Origin of the sequence: Pseudomonas sp. NPDC090755 (assembly GCF_044769005.1) — a bacterium.
GTDB lineage: Bacteria > Pseudomonadota > Gammaproteobacteria > Pseudomonadales > Pseudomonadaceae > Aquipseudomonas.
The window spans coordinates 91,056-105,421 of record NZ_JBIVXC010000003.1; the positions used below are offsets into that span (position 1 = coordinate 91,056).

At 63.8% G+C, this 14,366-nt stretch carries 13 protein-coding genes; 6 read left to right on the plus strand and 7 right to left on the minus strand.

Translation table 11 applies throughout. The features are described 5' to 3' along the window. Positions 1–75: 75 nt before the first annotated feature. Complete coding sequence (locus ACIQUS_RS07335; protein WP_403044881.1) at positions 76–459, minus strand: PaaI family thioesterase; 384 nt, start codon at positions 457–459, stop codon at positions 76–78. Beyond that, on the minus strand, positions 459–2,777 hold the full coding sequence (locus ACIQUS_RS07340; protein ID WP_403044883.1) for a Tex family protein: 2,319 nt from the start codon (positions 2,775–2,777) through the stop codon (positions 459–461). Before ACIQUS_RS07340 ends, ACIQUS_RS07335 begins: the two co-directional genes overlap by 1 nt. Positions 2,778–3,019: 242 nt before the next feature. On the opposite strand from ACIQUS_RS07340, the gene ompR reads away from it, so the two are divergent. Both ompR and ACIQUS_RS07350 read left to right on the plus strand, forming a co-directional pair. Next, entirely contained in the window at positions 3,020–3,760 is a 741-nt protein-coding gene (gene ompR / locus ACIQUS_RS07345) for a two-component system response regulator OmpR (protein ID WP_403044886.1), read from the plus strand. 127 nt (positions 3,761–3,887) lie between these two features. Beyond that, on the plus strand, positions 3,888–5,201 hold the full coding sequence (locus ACIQUS_RS07350) for an ATP-binding protein (protein WP_403044888.1): 1,314 nt from the start codon (positions 3,888–3,890) through the stop codon (positions 5,199–5,201). On the opposite strand, the gene rimK is transcribed toward ACIQUS_RS07350, so the two are convergent. Both rimK and ACIQUS_RS07360 read right to left on the minus strand, forming a co-directional pair. Beyond that, the gene (gene rimK / locus ACIQUS_RS07355) at positions 5,198–6,103 is read right to left on the minus strand and encodes a 30S ribosomal protein S6--L-glutamate ligase (RefSeq protein WP_285865269.1); all 906 of its coding nucleotides are present in this window, start codon (positions 6,101–6,103) and stop codon (positions 5,198–5,200) included. The two genes, ACIQUS_RS07350 and rimK, sit on opposite strands and share 4 nt — an antisense overlap. After that, positions 6,100–6,582 (minus strand): ATP-dependent zinc protease, encoded by a 483-nt coding sequence (locus ACIQUS_RS07360; protein WP_403044891.1) that lies wholly within the window; start codon positions 6,580–6,582, stop codon positions 6,100–6,102. Before ACIQUS_RS07360 ends, rimK begins: the two co-directional genes overlap by 4 nt. A gap of 141 nt (positions 6,583–6,723) precedes the next feature. On the opposite strand from ACIQUS_RS07360, the gene ACIQUS_RS07365 reads away from it, so the two are divergent. The 4 genes from ACIQUS_RS07365 (at position 6,724) to ACIQUS_RS07380 (ending at position 10,394) form a co-directional block, all read left to right on the plus strand. After that, positions 6,724–7,125, plus strand: a complete 402-nt coding sequence (locus ACIQUS_RS07365) for an RNA-binding S4 domain-containing protein (protein ID WP_403044893.1) — start codon at positions 6,724–6,726, stop codon at positions 7,123–7,125. A gap of 62 nt (positions 7,126–7,187) precedes the next feature. Beyond that, positions 7,188–8,090, plus strand: a complete 903-nt coding sequence (gene hslO, locus ACIQUS_RS07370) for an Hsp33 family molecular chaperone HslO (protein ID WP_403044896.1) — start codon at positions 7,188–7,190, stop codon at positions 8,088–8,090. 179 nt (positions 8,091–8,269) lie between these two features. Then, positions 8,270–9,817, plus strand: a complete 1,548-nt coding sequence (locus tag ACIQUS_RS07375; RefSeq protein WP_403044899.1) for a phosphoenolpyruvate carboxykinase — start codon at positions 8,270–8,272, stop codon at positions 9,815–9,817. Positions 9,818–9,968: 151 nt separating this feature from the next. Then, positions 9,969–10,394: an acyl-CoA thioesterase gene (locus ACIQUS_RS07380; protein WP_403044902.1), complete on the plus strand. Its 426-nt coding sequence runs from the start codon at positions 9,969–9,971 to the stop codon at positions 10,392–10,394. Between the two features lie 36 nt (positions 10,395–10,430). On the opposite strand, the gene ACIQUS_RS07385 is transcribed toward ACIQUS_RS07380, so the two are convergent. The 3 genes from ACIQUS_RS07385 to fdhD form a co-directional block, all read right to left on the minus strand. Then, positions 10,431–10,916: a glycine zipper domain-containing protein gene (locus tag ACIQUS_RS07385; protein ID WP_403044905.1), complete on the minus strand. Its 486-nt coding sequence runs from the start codon at positions 10,914–10,916 to the stop codon at positions 10,431–10,433. Positions 10,917–11,128: 212 nt separating this feature from the next. Continuing rightward, positions 11,129–13,465 (minus strand): FdhF/YdeP family oxidoreductase, encoded by a 2,337-nt coding sequence (locus ACIQUS_RS07390; RefSeq protein WP_403044908.1) that lies wholly within the window; start codon positions 13,463–13,465, stop codon positions 11,129–11,131. Then, entirely contained in the window at positions 13,462–14,298 is an 837-nt protein-coding gene (gene fdhD / locus ACIQUS_RS07395) for a formate dehydrogenase accessory sulfurtransferase FdhD (protein WP_403044910.1), read from the minus strand. The genes ACIQUS_RS07390 and fdhD overlap by 4 nt, the downstream gene beginning before the upstream one ends. Between the last annotated feature and the right edge of the window lie 68 nt (positions 14,299–14,366).

The window sequence follows — 14,366 nt, forward strand, 5'->3', positions numbered from 1 at the left end:
GTTGTCGCCTGGTGTCGGCCGGCTTTCGGCAGTGCCTGCGCTCTGCCGAAAGTATCGCAATTTGCCTGTTTGCGGCTAGAGGACGGCGAAGGTTCCCTGGGCTTTTGCCACCAACTTGTCGCCCTGGAGTACATCGGCGTCGACCACCAGGGTGCGGCGTCCGGCATGCAGCACCCGGGCGATGCACAACACTTCGCCTTCACCGACGGAGCGCAGGTAGTTGATCTTGCACTCCAGGGTCACGCTCTGCTGGTCGAAACCATGGGCACTGGAGCACGCCATGCCCATGGCAGTGTCCACCAGGCTGAAGATCGCACCGCCATGCAGCTTGCCGCCCCGGTTGTGCAGGTGCGGCGCCATGGCCAGGGTCATTTCTGCAACGCCCGCTTCCAGGCGTTGCAGACGGCAGCCGAGCAGCTGGCTGAAGGTGCTGAGGACAACCTCTGGCGGGATCTCCATCACTTCTTCTTCAACTGCTTGGCGTTGGCGAACAGCGCCGCCATGGCGTTGTTGGACGGCGCCGGGGTTTCCTTGGCGCGGGCCGGTGCGCTCTGCTGGCGCGGCGCCGAACCCGGACGGCTGCCACGGGCACCATCGATCTTCTCGCCCGGGGTGTCGCTCATGCGCATCGACAGGCCTACGCGTTTGCGCGGGATGTCGACTTCCATGACCTTGACCTTGACCACGTCGCCGGCCTTGACCGCTTCACGCGGGTCCTTGATGAACTTCTCCGACAGCGCCGAAATGTGCACCAGACCATCCTGGTGTACGCCGATGTCGACGAAGGCACCGAAGTTGGTCACGTTGGTGACCACGCCTTCGAGGATCATCCCCAGTTGCAGGTCCTTGAGGTCTTCGACGCCTTCCTGGAATTCGGCGGTCTTGAACTCCGGACGGGGGTCGCGACCGGGTTTGTCCAGTTCCTGGAGGATGTCGGTGACGGTCGGCAGGCCGAAGGTTTCGTCGGTGAACTTCTTCGGGTCCAGGCGCTTGAGGAAACCGCTGTCGCCGATCAGCGAACGGATGTCGCGGTCGGTTTCGGCGGCGATGCGCTGCACCAGCGGGTAGGCCTCAGGGTGCACTGCCGAGGCGTCCAGCGGGTTGTCGCCGTTCATCACACGCAGGAAGCCGGCGGCCTGTTCGAAGGTTTTTTCGCCCAGGCGGCTGACTTTTTTCAGCGCCGCACGGGTCTTGAACGCGCCGTTGGCGTCACGGTGGGCCACGATGTTCTGCGCCAGGGTGCTGTTGAGGCCGGAGATGCGCGCCAGCAGGGCCACCGAGGCGGTGTTGACGTCGACGCCGACGGCGTTCACGCAGTCCTCGACCACGGCATCCAGGCCGCGTGCCAGCTTGAGCTGGGACACGTCGTGCTGGTATTGGCCGACACCAATGGATTTCGGGTCGATCTTCACCAGTTCGGCCAGCGGGTCCTGCAGGCGGCGGGCGATGGAAACCGCGCCACGGATCGACACGTCCAGGTCCGGGAACTCCCGGGCTGCCAGCTCGGAGGCCGAGTACACCGAGGCACCGGCCTCGGAGACCATGATCTTGGTCATCTTCAGTGCCGGGTATTTCTTGATCAACTCGGCGGCCAGCTTGTCGGTCTCACGGCTGGCGGTGCCGTTGCCGATGGCGATCAGCTCGACCGAGTGCTTGGCGCACAGCGCGGCCAGCACGGCGATGGTCTGGTCCCACTGGTTTTTCGGCACATGGGGGTAGACGGTGGCGGTGTCGAGCAGCTTGCCGGTGGCATCCACCACCGCCACCTTGCAGCCGGTGCGCAGGCCCGGGTCCAGGCCCAGGGTGGCACGCGGGCCGGCCGGTGCGGCCAGCAGCAGGTCGTGCAGGTTATGGGCGAAGACGTTGATCGCCTCGCTTTCGGCGTTGTCGCGCAGCTCGCCGAACAGGTCGGTTTCCAGGTGGCTGTAGAGCTTGACCTTCCAGGTCCAGCGCACCACTTCGGCCAGCCACTTGTCGGCCGGGCGGTTGCGGTTCTGCAGGCCAAAACGCTCGGCAATCATCAGTTCGCACGGGTGCAGGGTACCCGGCAGTTCTTCGCCGACTTTCAGGGTAGCGGCCAGGACACCTTCGTTGCGGCCACGGAAAATGGCCAGGGCGCGGTGTGACGGCACGCTCTTGAGCAACTCGTCGTGCTCGAAGTAGTCGCGGAACTTGGCGCCTTCCTCTTCCTTGCCGGCCACCAGGCGGGCGCTGAGCACGGCCTCCTGCTTGAGGAAGCTGCGCAGCTTGTCGAGCAGGCTGGCGTCTTCGGCGAAGCGCTCCATGAGGATGTACTTGGCGCCTTCGAGGGCGGCCTTGATGTCGGCGACGCCCTTCTCGGCATCGACGAAGCGGGCGGCTTCGGTTTCAGGGCTCAGCTGCGGGTCGTTCATCAGGCCGTCGGCCAGTTCGCCAAGGCCGGCCTCCAGGGCGATCTGGCCCTTGGTGCGGCGCTTTTGCTTGTACGGCAGGTACAGGTCTTCGAGGCGGGTCTTGGTATCGGCCAGTTTGATCTCGCGGGCCAACTCCGGGGTCAGCTTGCCTTGCTCTTCGATGCTGGCCAGGATGCTGGCGCGGCGTTCGTCCAGTTCGCGCAGGTAGCGCAGGCGCTCTTCCAGATGACGCAGCTGGGTGTCGTCCAGGCTGCCGGTCACTTCTTTGCGGTAACGGGCGATAAAAGGCACGGTCGAGCCTTCGTCGAGCAGGGCCACGGCCGCTTCGACCTGTTGCGGGCGGACGCCGAGTTCCTCGGCGATGCGGCTGTTGATGCTGTCCATAAAACCACCTGGCAAATTGTGATTGCAAAAGGCCGCGGGCGGGCGCCGGAGGGCGCTTCGGGGCAATGCGGCACTGGCTGAAAGCGGCGCATTATACCCAGCCGACCGGGGTTGCGGTGATGGCAGCACGCCAGCTTGAAGCCAGGCAGAACTGGCACATGGGGAAAAATCTGCTAACAATGCACACGGCACGGTCAATGGCGGCTAAGCCATAATGCGTGCCGAGATTAGAGGAGCTATCCATGAGCAGCACTGCACAAACCACTGAAGGCGAAAAAATTCTCATCGTCGACGACGACCCGGGCCTGAGCAGCCTGCTGGAACGTTTCTTCACCAGCAAGGGCTACCGCGCCCGCTCCGTGCCCAATGTCGAGCAGATGGACCGCCTGCTGGCCCGTGAAGTATTCAATCTGGTGGTCCTCGACCTGATGCTGCCGGGCGAAGACGGCCTGTCCGCCTGCCGTCGCCTGCGTGCGGCGAACAACCAGGTGCCGATCATCATGCTCACCGCCAAGGGCGACGAGCTGAGCCGGATCAAGGGCCTGGAACTGGGCGCCGACGATTACCTGGCCAAACCCTTCAACCCCGATGAACTGGTCGCCCGGGTCAAGGCGGTACTGCGCCGCCAGGCACCGGCGGTACCGGGCGCACCGGGCAGCGAGGACGAGACCGTCACCTTCGGCGACTACGAGCTGTCACTGGCCACCCGCGAACTCAAGCGCGGCGAAGAAGTGCACATGCTCACCACCGGCGAATTCGCCGTGCTCAAGGCGCTGGTCATGCATGCTCGCGAGCCGTTGACCCGCGACAAGCTGATGAACCTGGCCCGTGGCCGCGAGTGGGATGCGCTGGAGCGTTCCATCGACGTACAGATTTCCCGTCTGCGCCGCATGATCGAACCGGACCCGTCCAAGCCGCGCTACATCCAGACGGTCTGGGGTGTCGGTTACGTCTTCGTGCCGGATGGCAATGCCAGCAAGTGATATTTCGTTTGTAGGCGCCGGTCACTGCGAACAGGGTGGTCCTCAGGGTTACCCTGTTTTTGCCTGTGTGGCAGTCCACAAAGCCTGCGAGCCCTGCTCGTCCCCGTACAGTGTGTAGCCGTTGTCGATGAAAACGCCCCTGTGGTTCCCGCAAAGCTTCTTCGCCCGCACCCTCTGGCTGGTGCTGATCGTCGTGCTGTTTTCCAAGGCGCTGACCCTGGTCTACCTGCTGATGAACGAGGATGTGCTGGTCGATCGGCAGTACAGTCACGGCGTGGCCCTCACCCTACGCGCCTACTGGGCGGCGGACGAGTCCGACCGGGACAAGATCGCCGAGGCTGCTGGCCTGATCAGGGTGGTGGGGTCGGGCGTGCCGGAGGGTGAACAGCACTGGCCCTACAGCGAAATCTACCAGCGCCAGATGCAGGCCGAGCTGGGTGCCGATACCGAGGTGCGCCTGCGTATCCATGCGCCACCGGCCCTGTGGGTCCGCGCGCCGAGCCTGGGGGACGGCTGGCTGAAGGTGCCGTTGTACCCGCATCCGCTGCGCGGCCAGAAGATCTGGAGCGTGCTGGGCTGGTTCCTGGCCATTGGCTTGTTGTCCACTGCGTCGGCCTGGATCTTCGTTCGCCAACTCAACCAGCCGCTCAAGCGCCTGGTGTTCGCCGCCCGGCAGCTGGGGCAGGGGCGTAGCGTCCGGTTGCCGATCAGCGATACGCCAAGCGAGATGACCGAGGTCTACCGCGCCTTCAACCAGATGGCTGAAGACGTAGAGCAGGCCGGGCGCGAGCGCGAGCTGATGCTGGCCGGGGTTTCCCATGACCTGCGCACGCCGTTGACCCGCTTGCGCCTGTCGTTATCGCTCATGCCCAATGACAACGACCTGACCGAAGACATGGTCCGCGACATCGAAGACATGGACGCCATCCTCGACCAGTTCCTCGCCTTCATCCGCGATGGCCGTGACGAGCCGGTGGAACAGGTCGACCTCAGCGACCTGGTCCGGGAGGTGGTGGCGCCGTTCAACCAGCCCGAGGAACGGGTGCGCCTGTGCCTTGAGCCGATTCCGCCGTTCCCCTTGCGGCGGGTGTCGCTCAAGCGCCTGCTGAACAACCTGATCGGCAATGCCTTGTATCACGCCGGCAAGGGCGTCGAGGTGGCGGCCTATGTGTCGGGCGACACCAGCGCGCCCTACGTGGTGCTCAGTGTGCTGGACCGGGGGGCGGGCATCGATCCGAACGAGCTGGAAGGCATCTTCAACCCGTTCATTCGTGGTGACCGCGCCCGCAGCGGCAAGGGCACGGGGCTGGGCCTTGCGATCGTCAAGCGTATCGCCGCCCAGCATGGTGGTAACGTCGAGTTGCGCAACCGCTCCGGCGGCGGGCTGGAAGCCCGGGTGCGCCTGCCACTGGGGCTGTTGCTGCCGCGCGACGCGGTCTAGCCCTTGCCTTTGGTGCGGGTCAGGTTTGGCCCGCCGTTCTTCTCCAGGTGTTCGATGATCATCCCGGCAACATCCTTGCCGGTGGTGGTCTCGATGCCTTCCAGGCCCGGCGAAGAGTTCACCTCCATCACCAGCGGGCCGTGATTGGAGCGCAGGATATCCACGCCTGCCACGCTCAGGCCCATGACCTTGGCTGCACGGATGGCGGTCATGCGCTCTTCGGGGGTGACCTTGATCAGGCTGGCCACCCCGCCGCGATGCAGGTTGGAGCGGAACTCGCCGGGCTTGGCCTGGCGCTTCATCGAGGCAATGACCTTGTCACCGACCACGAAGCAGCGGATATCGGCGCCGCCGGCTTCCTTGATGTATTCCTGGACCATGATGTTCTGCTTCAGGCCCATGAACGCCTCGATCACCGACTCGGCAGCCTTGGTGGTTTCGCACAGGACCACGCCGATGCCCTGGGTGCCTTCGAGCACCTTGATCACCAGCGGGGCGCCGTTGACCATCTGGATCAGGTCGGGGATGTCGTCCGGCGAATGGGCGAAGCCCGTCACCGGCAGGCCGATGCCACGGCGTGACAGCAGCTGCAGCGAGCGCAGCTTGTCACGGGAGCGGGCGATGGCGACCGATTCGTTAAGCGGGAACACCCCCATCATCTCGAACTGGCGCAGCACGGCGCAGCCGTAGAAGGTCACCGAGGCACCGATGCGCGGTATCACTGCGTCAAAGCCTTCGAGCGGCTTGCCGCGGTAGTGGATCTGCGGCTTGTGACTGGCAATGTTCATATAGGCGCGCAGGGTATCGATCACAACCATCTCATGGCCTCGTGCGGTACCGGCCTCAACCAGGCGACGAGTGGAATACAGACGCGGGTTACGCGACAGCACGGCGATCTTCATGCAACACCTGTGGAAGGAGAAATAGTGGCCGGGAATGCCGGCTTGTCCTGAACGTACTTGAGCCCCGGGTTGACCACCAACTGGCCATGGACCAGGGCTTTGGAGCCCAACAACAGGCGATAACGCATGGCCTTGCGGCAAGCCAGGGTGAATTCCACCTCCCAGACCCGGTCTCCCAGCGCCAGGGGCGTGCGGATCACGTAGCGGGTCTGGGCCTGGCCGTTGGAGCTCTTGATGGTCTTCATGGTCACCAGCGGCGCTTCGCAGCGGCGGTGGCGCAACTGCACCACCGAGCCCAGGTGGGCATTGAAGCGCACCCAGGGCTCGCCATCACGCTCGAAGGTTTCGACTTCGGTGGCGTGCAGGCTCGAGGTGCTGGCACCGGTGTCGATCTTGGCGCGCAGGCCTGCCACGCCGAGGTCGGGTAGGGCTACCCACTCACGCAGGCCGATCACAGTCAAATGGTCAAATGTCTTCAAATTGCTCAACCAGCGTAGAAAGTCGCAAGGCCGGGACCGGCATGCACGACAGGTCGGTGAACTGTAAGCACGCCGCAGGTTTTTTGCATCCGCCAGATACGGTAGTACAGTTCCGTTAACGAAATTAAGCGGGGAAATGTCATGGCACAAAAGCAGGAAGAGGACGACAAGGTCCGCCTGGACAAATGGCTGTGGGCAGCACGTTTCTACAAGACCCGTGCGCTGGCCAAGGCGGCCATCGAAAGTGGCAAGGTGCATTGTCGCGGTGAACGCTGCAAGCCGGGCAAGGAACCGCGGGTGGGCGACGAATTCGTCTTGCGCACCGGCTTCGATGAGCGCACGGTGGTTGTCCGGGCGCTGTCGGTGGTGCGTCGCGGTGCGCCCGAGGCCCAGACGCTGTATGAGGAAACCGCCGAGAGTATCGAGCGGCGCGAGAAGGCTGCGGCCCTGCGCAAGGCGGGCGCACTGGGCGTGACGACCGATGGTCGGCCAACCAAGAAACAACGACGCCAGCTCCACCAGCTTCATGACAGCGCCGGTTAACGGGCGCGGGGCGCGCTGATAAACTAGGCGCCATTAACTCATTTACGCGAATACCCGACCCCATGTCTGAATTACCGGATACCGATTACACCCAACGCTTCCTCTTCGACGACCGTGATGTCCGCGGTGAAATGGTCGGACTGGAGCGCAGCTACGCCGAAGTGCTGGCCAAGCACCCCTACCCGCAGCCCGTCGCGCAGTTGCTCGGCGAGCTGATGGCGGCGGCCGCGCTGCTGGTCGGCACCCTGAAGTTCGATGGCCTGTTGATCCTTCAGGCACAGTCGAGCGGGCCGGTGCCACTGCTGGCCATCGAATGCACCAGCGAGCATGAAATCCGCGGTCTGGCACGCTATCAGGCCGAGCAGATCAAGGATGATGCGACCCTCGCCGACCTGATGCCGGGCGGGCACCTGGTCCTGACCATCATTCCGGTCAATGGTCAGCGCTACCAGGGCACGGTGGAGCTGGACGGCAAGGACTTGTCGGAGTGCTTCACCAACTACTTCGTCATGTCGCAGCAGGTGAACACCTGCATCTCGCTGGCCGCCGACGGCATTCGTGCCCGTGGCCTGCTGGTGCAGCAACTGCCTGCCGACCGCCAGAAGGACATCGAAGAGCGCGAGGAAAGCTGGAACCACGTCAAGGCCCTGGCCAACACCGTGAAGGCCGAAGAACTGCTTGGCCTGGACAACGAGACCGTACTGCATCGTCTCTACCATGAGGACGCCGTGCGCCTGTTCGACATCCAGCCGCTGCACTTCCGCTGCAGCTGCTCGCGGGAGCGCTCCGGCAATGCGCTGGTCAGCCTGGGTGAACATGATGCCCTGGCGCTGGTCAATGAACATGGCGGCAAGATCGAGGTCGATTGCCAGTTCTGCAACCAGCGCTACGAGTTCGATGCGGCCGATATTGAGCAATTGTTCGCCGGTGGCGGTGTCAACGCACCCTCAGATACTCGGCACTAAAACGTTTCATCACAGGTAAATCTCCTGTCTAACGCCGGAAAATCGCCGTTCTGACAGGAGGGCTCTACTTTTTTTGGGCGTTTCTGGCATAATCCGGCCACTTTTTTCGCTGTAGTAGTTTTAAAAGCTCTACTACAAAACGTTTGGAGCACTCGGCCCAAGGCCGGATGGGGAATCTCATGACGCAAGCCAACAACACCGTCTACACCGACCTGAGCGTCGATGAGCTGGTAAAAGAAGCGCTGAACCGCGGTGAGGGCGAACTGGCCGATACTGGCGCGCTGGTCGTGAAAACCGGTCATCGTACCGGTCGTTCGCCGGTTGACCGTTTCATCGTCGAAGAACCGTCCACTCAGGACGCCATCGCCTGGGGCCCGATCAACCGCAAGTTCCCGGCCGACAAGTTCGATGCCCTGTGGGACCGCGTCGAAGCGTTCAACAACGCCCAGGAGCATTTCGTCTCCTACGTTCACGTAGGTGCTGCCGCCGAGCACTACCTGCCGGTGAAGATGACCACCCAGACTGCCTGGCAGAACCTGTTCGGTCGTTGCCTGTTCATCAACCCGGAGCCGGGCAAGTACAACCCTGCAGACCGTGGTGAGTGGCAGATCCTCAACGTCGCCAACTTCGAGTGCGTGCCAGAGCGTGACGGCACCAATTCCGATGGCTGCGTGATCCTCAACTTCGCCCAGAAGAAGGTCCTGATCGCTGGCATGCGCTACGCCGGCGAGATGAAGAAAGCCATGTTCTCGGTACAGAACTTCCTGCTGCCGGCTGTTGACGTGCTGCCAATGCACTGCGCCGCCAACATTGGCGAAGAAGGTGATGTAACCCTGTTCTTCGGTCTGTCGGGCACCGGCAAGACCACCCTGTCGGCCGACGAGAGCCGTTACCTGATCGGTGACGACGAACACGGTTGGGGCGAAGGCGTTGTCTTCAACATGGAAGGCGGCTGCTACGCCAAGTGCATCGACCTGTCCGAGAAGAACGAGCCGGTCATCTGGAAAGCCATCAAGCACGGCGCGGTCCTGGAAAACGTCATCATCGACGACGCCAAGCACGCCGACTACACCGATGTCAGCCTGACCCAGAACAGCCGCGCCGCCTACCCGCTGGAGCACGTTGCCAAGCGCGCCGAAGCCAACCTGGGTGGCGAGCCGAATGCGGTCATCTTCCTGACCTGCGACCTGACCGGCGTGCTGCCGCCAGTGTCGATCCTGAACAACGAGCAGGCGGCCTACCACTTCCTGTCCGGCTACACCGCGCTGGTCGGTTCCACCGAAATGGGTTCGGGCGGCGGCATCAAGTCGACCTTCTCCACCTGCTTCGGCGCGCCGTTCTTCCCGCGTCCGGCTGGCGAGTACGCTGAGCTGCTGATCAAGCGCATCAACGGTTTCGGCTCCAAGGTCTACCTGGTCAACACCGGCTGGACCGGCGGTGGCTACGGCGTCGGCAAGCGCTTCAACATCCCGACCACCCGTGCCGTGATCGCTGCGATCCAGAGCGGCGCACTGGTCGGTGCCGAGACCGAGCACCTGGACATCATCAACCTGGACGTGCCAAAAGCCGTTCCTGGCGTTGAAACCGTCCTGCTTAACCCACGCAACACCTGGGCTGACCAAGCGGCCTACGATGAAGCAGCCAAGGGCCTGGCCAAGCTGTTCATCGAGAACTTCAAGAAGTTCGAAGTCTCCGACGCCATCAAGGCTGCTGGTCCACAGCTGTAAGCTGAAGCCTGCGAGAGACGAAAAAGCCGCCCCTTGGGGCGGCTTTTTTATTTCCGGTAGGAGCGGGCTTGCCCCGCGATGAGGTCACCGCGCCAACTTCGGATATTTATGGGAAGCTACGAGGCATTGCATCCCGTGCTATAGGCCCACCATGTCCGAAACACCCCAACGCCAGGATTACCCCCACCGGCAACCTATCCTCACCCGCTGGCAAGACGCCGACGCCAATGGCCATATCGCCGGCGCCACGGTGTACGCCTATTTCGACACGACTATCCAGGCCTTCCTGCAGCAAGCCGGACTCGATCCCCAGGAAGGTGAGGTGCTGGGTTTTGTCGTCAGTTCGGCGGCGGATTTCTTCGCCTTGCCGGCATTCCCCGAGACCCTGGAAGTCGGGTTGCGGGTGGCGCGCCTGGCAGGCAGTACGGTGGAGTATCAGCTGGGATTGTTTCAGGTGGGAGAGACGCAGCCGTGTGCGGCTGGCAAAGTGGTGCAGGTGTTCGTCGAACGGGCCTCTGGGAGGCCCGTGACGCTGCCGCAGGCGCTGCAGGCGGCGTTGCTGCGCCTGCAGGGCTGAGTCGCGGCAGGAAGGCTGGCGAGTGCCCTGCCGCGCTTAGCGGTGGCGCCAGTGACGCTTGTGCTTGCGATGGCCGTAGTGGTGGCCACGGTCGTGGTAGTAACGACGGTCGTCGTAACCGCGACGGTAGCGGCGGTCGTCGTCATAGTCGTCTTCATCGGCTTTCTTGCCCAAGTAGCTACCCAGGGCACCACCGGCGCCACCGCCTGCGGCTGCACCCATGTAGCCGCCGGTGGTACCGCCCACATTGCGGCCAATCGCGTTACCGCCCGCAGCGCCCAGGGCGCCGCCGATCGCGGCTTCGCCACGCTGGTGCTTGTTGGCACCGACCGCACTGCCGGCTGCGCCGCCCAGGCCTGCACCGATCGTCGAGCCCGTGCTGCCGCCGATGGAATTACCGACCACTGAGCCCAGTACCCCACCCAATGCGCCGCCAATACCGGCTTCGGTGGTGCCACCTGCCGAGGCAACGCCACTGAGCAGGCCGAGAGACAACAACAGAATCGAGGAGTACTTCATCAAGAGAGCCTCAAAGGGATGACGAGGCGATCCTGAGGCTGGCGAGGGGGGCTGGCAACGGAAATCCGACGAGTAGCACGACTTGCACACAATTCTCTAAGTTACTGTTTTTTCGGTGAAACTTTATCGATTTTACGCTGTCAGAGCTTACTTGAGACAAGGCCCCGGCATCGCTGCCAGGGCCTTTTTTCATGGGTGTCGGAAAGCGGATTCTGTCAGAGGATGCGGGCGTTGTCGCTGGCAGCTTCCAGTTTGATCGCGACGAATTTTGACGTCGGTGTGTGGCTGCCGTCGCCGACGCTCTCCAGCGGCACCAGCGGATTCACTTCCGGGTAGTACGCCGCGGCCTGGCCGGCCGGGATATCGAACGCCAGCAGGGTGAAGCCCTTGACCCGGCGTTCACGGCCATCGCTCCACAAGGAGACGATATCGGCCTTCTGCCCCGGGTGGAAGCCCAGGCGGATGATGTCGGCCTCATTGGCGAACAGCACGTTGCGCTGGCCCTTGACCCCGCGATAACGGTCATCGAGGCCGTAGATGGTGGTGTTGTACTGGTCGTGGGAGCGCATCGACTGCATGATCAGGTCCGGCACCTGGCCGGTGGCACGCACGCGTTCGTGCAGCAGGTCGTCGGGCAGGCCGTTGGCCTTGAAGTTGGCCCGGCCGCTGGCGGTCTTCCACTGGCGCTGGCCGGCGCTGCTGCCCAGGTAGAAACCTCCGGGGTGCTGCAGGCGCTGATTGAAGTTGTCGAAACCCGCAATGGTCTCGCTGATCAGGTCGCGGATGCGCCCGTAGTCTGCCACCAGCCAGTTCCAGTCCACCGGACTGGCGCCCAGCGTGGCGGCGGCGATACCGGCGATCACCGCTGGCTCCGAGCGCATCTGCCGCGACAATGGCTGCAACTGGCCGTTGGAGGCATGCACCATGCTGAACGAATCTTCCACCGTGACCGCCTGCGGGCCTTCGTCTTGCAAGTCGATGTCGGTGCGCCCCAGGCACGGCAGGATCAGCGCCTGCTTGCCGTGAATCAGGTGGCTGCGGTTGAGCTTGGTGCTGACCTGCACGGTCAGGTCACAGCTGCGCAGGGCCTGGGCGGTGCGTTCGGTATCGGGGGTTGCCTGGGCGAAGTTGCCGCCAAGGCCGATGAACACCTTGGCCTGGCCTGCGAGCATGGCGCCGATGGCTTCCACGGTGTTGTGGCCATTGTGGCGGGGCACCTTGAAGCCGAAGCGGCGCTCCAGCGAATCGAGCAGGGCCACCGGCGGACGCTCGTTGATGCCCATGGTCCGGTCGCCCTGGACGTTGCTGTGGCCGCGCACCGGGCACAGGCCGGCACCCGGCACGCCGAGGTTGCCGCGCAGCAGCATGAGGTTGGCGATTTCCTGGATGGTCGCCACCGAATGGCGGTGCTGGGTAATGCCCATGGCCCAGCACATGATCACTTTCTTCGCCTTGCAGTACATCCGCGCGGCTTGCTCGATCTGCGCAAGTTCCAGGCCTGACTGGCTCTTGATCTGTTCCCAGGGTGTGTTGTCGACCGTTGTCAGGTAGTCGAGCACGCCATGGGTGTGCTGATTGAGGAACTCGTGGTCGAACACCGCCGGTGCGTTGCTGGCCTGGGCTTCGCGTTCCCATTGCAGGAGGAACTTGGCCATGCCGCGCAGCACCGCCATGTCGCCTCCCAGGGCCGGGCGGAAGTACGCAGTGTTGGTCGGGCGGTCGCCGTTGGTCAGCATCTCCAGCGGATGCTGTGGGTGCTGGAAGCGCTCCAGGCCACGTTCCTTGAGCGGGTTGATGCACACCACCTGGGCGCCGCGCTTGACCGCCTCGCGCAGGGGTTCGAGCATGCGCGGATGGTTGGTGCCGGGGTTCTGGCCCCAGACGAAAATCGCATCGGCGTGTTCGAAATCATCGAAGGTCACTGTGCCCTTGCCGACCCCGACACTCTGCCCCAGGGCCACACCGCTGGCCTCGTGGCACATGTTCGAGCAGTCGGGGAAGTTGTTGGTGCCATAGGCGCGCACGAACAGCTGATAGAGGTAGGCGGCCTCGTTGCTGGCCCGGCCCGAGGTGTAGAACTCGGCCTGGTCGGGGCTTTCGAGGTTGCGCAGGTGACTGGCGATCAGGGCGAAGGCAGCGTCCCAGTCGATCGGACGGTAGCGGTCGGTGCTCGGCTCATAGACCATCGGCTCGGTCAGCCGGCCCTGGTATTCGAGCCAGTAGTCGCTCTGGGCCAACAGCGAGGTGACGCTGTGACGGGCGAAGAACGCAGCATCCACACGGCGCTTGGTCGCTTCCCAGTTCACTGCCTTGGCGCCGTTCTCGCAGAACTTGACCATGCCGCTTTCCGGCGAGTCGCCCCAGGCGCAGCCGGGGCAGTCAAAACCGCCGTTCTGGTTGGTCTTGAGCAGGGCGCGGATGTTCTTCAGGGCGTTGTCGCTGCCGATCCAGGCCTGGGCCACGCTGCGCAGCGCACCCCAGCCGCCGGCGGCACCATGATAAGGCTTGTAGCGCGGAACGGGCTTCTGGTCGGCTTGGTGATGCAGGCTCACGATCGGTTCTCCAGCACGGGGCTGAACACCCGTGGCGCACTGTGTTTGGGCAGATGGATCAGGTTGAGGTTGTGCCGGCGCGCCCATTGCAGGGCCAGGCCCGTGGGTGACGACAGGCTGACCAGGGTCTGGATGCCGGCGCGCAGGACTTTCTGGATCAGCTCCAGGCTGCAGCGACTGGTGACGATCGCCAGGCCGCCGTCGAGGCTGATGTGTTGGCGCAGCAAGGCACCGATCAGCTTGTCCAGGGCGTTGTGCCGGCCAATGTCTTCACGGCCCAGCAGCAGTTCGCCCTGGTCGTTCATGAACAGCGCCGCATGCACCGCACCGCAGTGCTGGCCCAGGGGCTGGAAGGCGTCGATGCGCTGGCGCAGGCCGTCGAGCCAGTGCGCAGGCGGCAGGGGGGCGCCCGGTAGTACGTTCAATTCCGGCAGTGCCTGCTCCAGGGCTTCGACACCGCACAGGCCGCAGCCGCTGGTGCCGGCCAGTTGCCGCCGCTGGTTCTTCAGGTTCCAGAAGGCCCGGCTGGCGATCTCCACTTCGGCGCTGATGGCCGAGCCGCGGCTGCTAAGCTTCAGGTCATAGATATCGTCCGGCGAGGTAATCACGCCGCTGCCGAGGCTGAAGCCGACGATGAAGTCTTCAAGGTCGGTAGGGCTCACCAGCATCACTGCCTGGTTGATGCCGTTGTAGGCAATGGCCAGGGCGACTTCCTCGGCCAGCGCGGTGCTGGTCTGGCTGTCGTCGGTCAGGTGGTTGTACTCATAGCGGTTGCTGGCCGCGGGCGCAGTCAGGGGGGCGGACGCCGCGCAGGCCGAAGGTTTTGTGCTCATCAGAGATACCGGCGGCTGGTCTGGTTTAAGCCTAGGCTTGCGCTCGGGTATCGTCTAATCGCTAATGC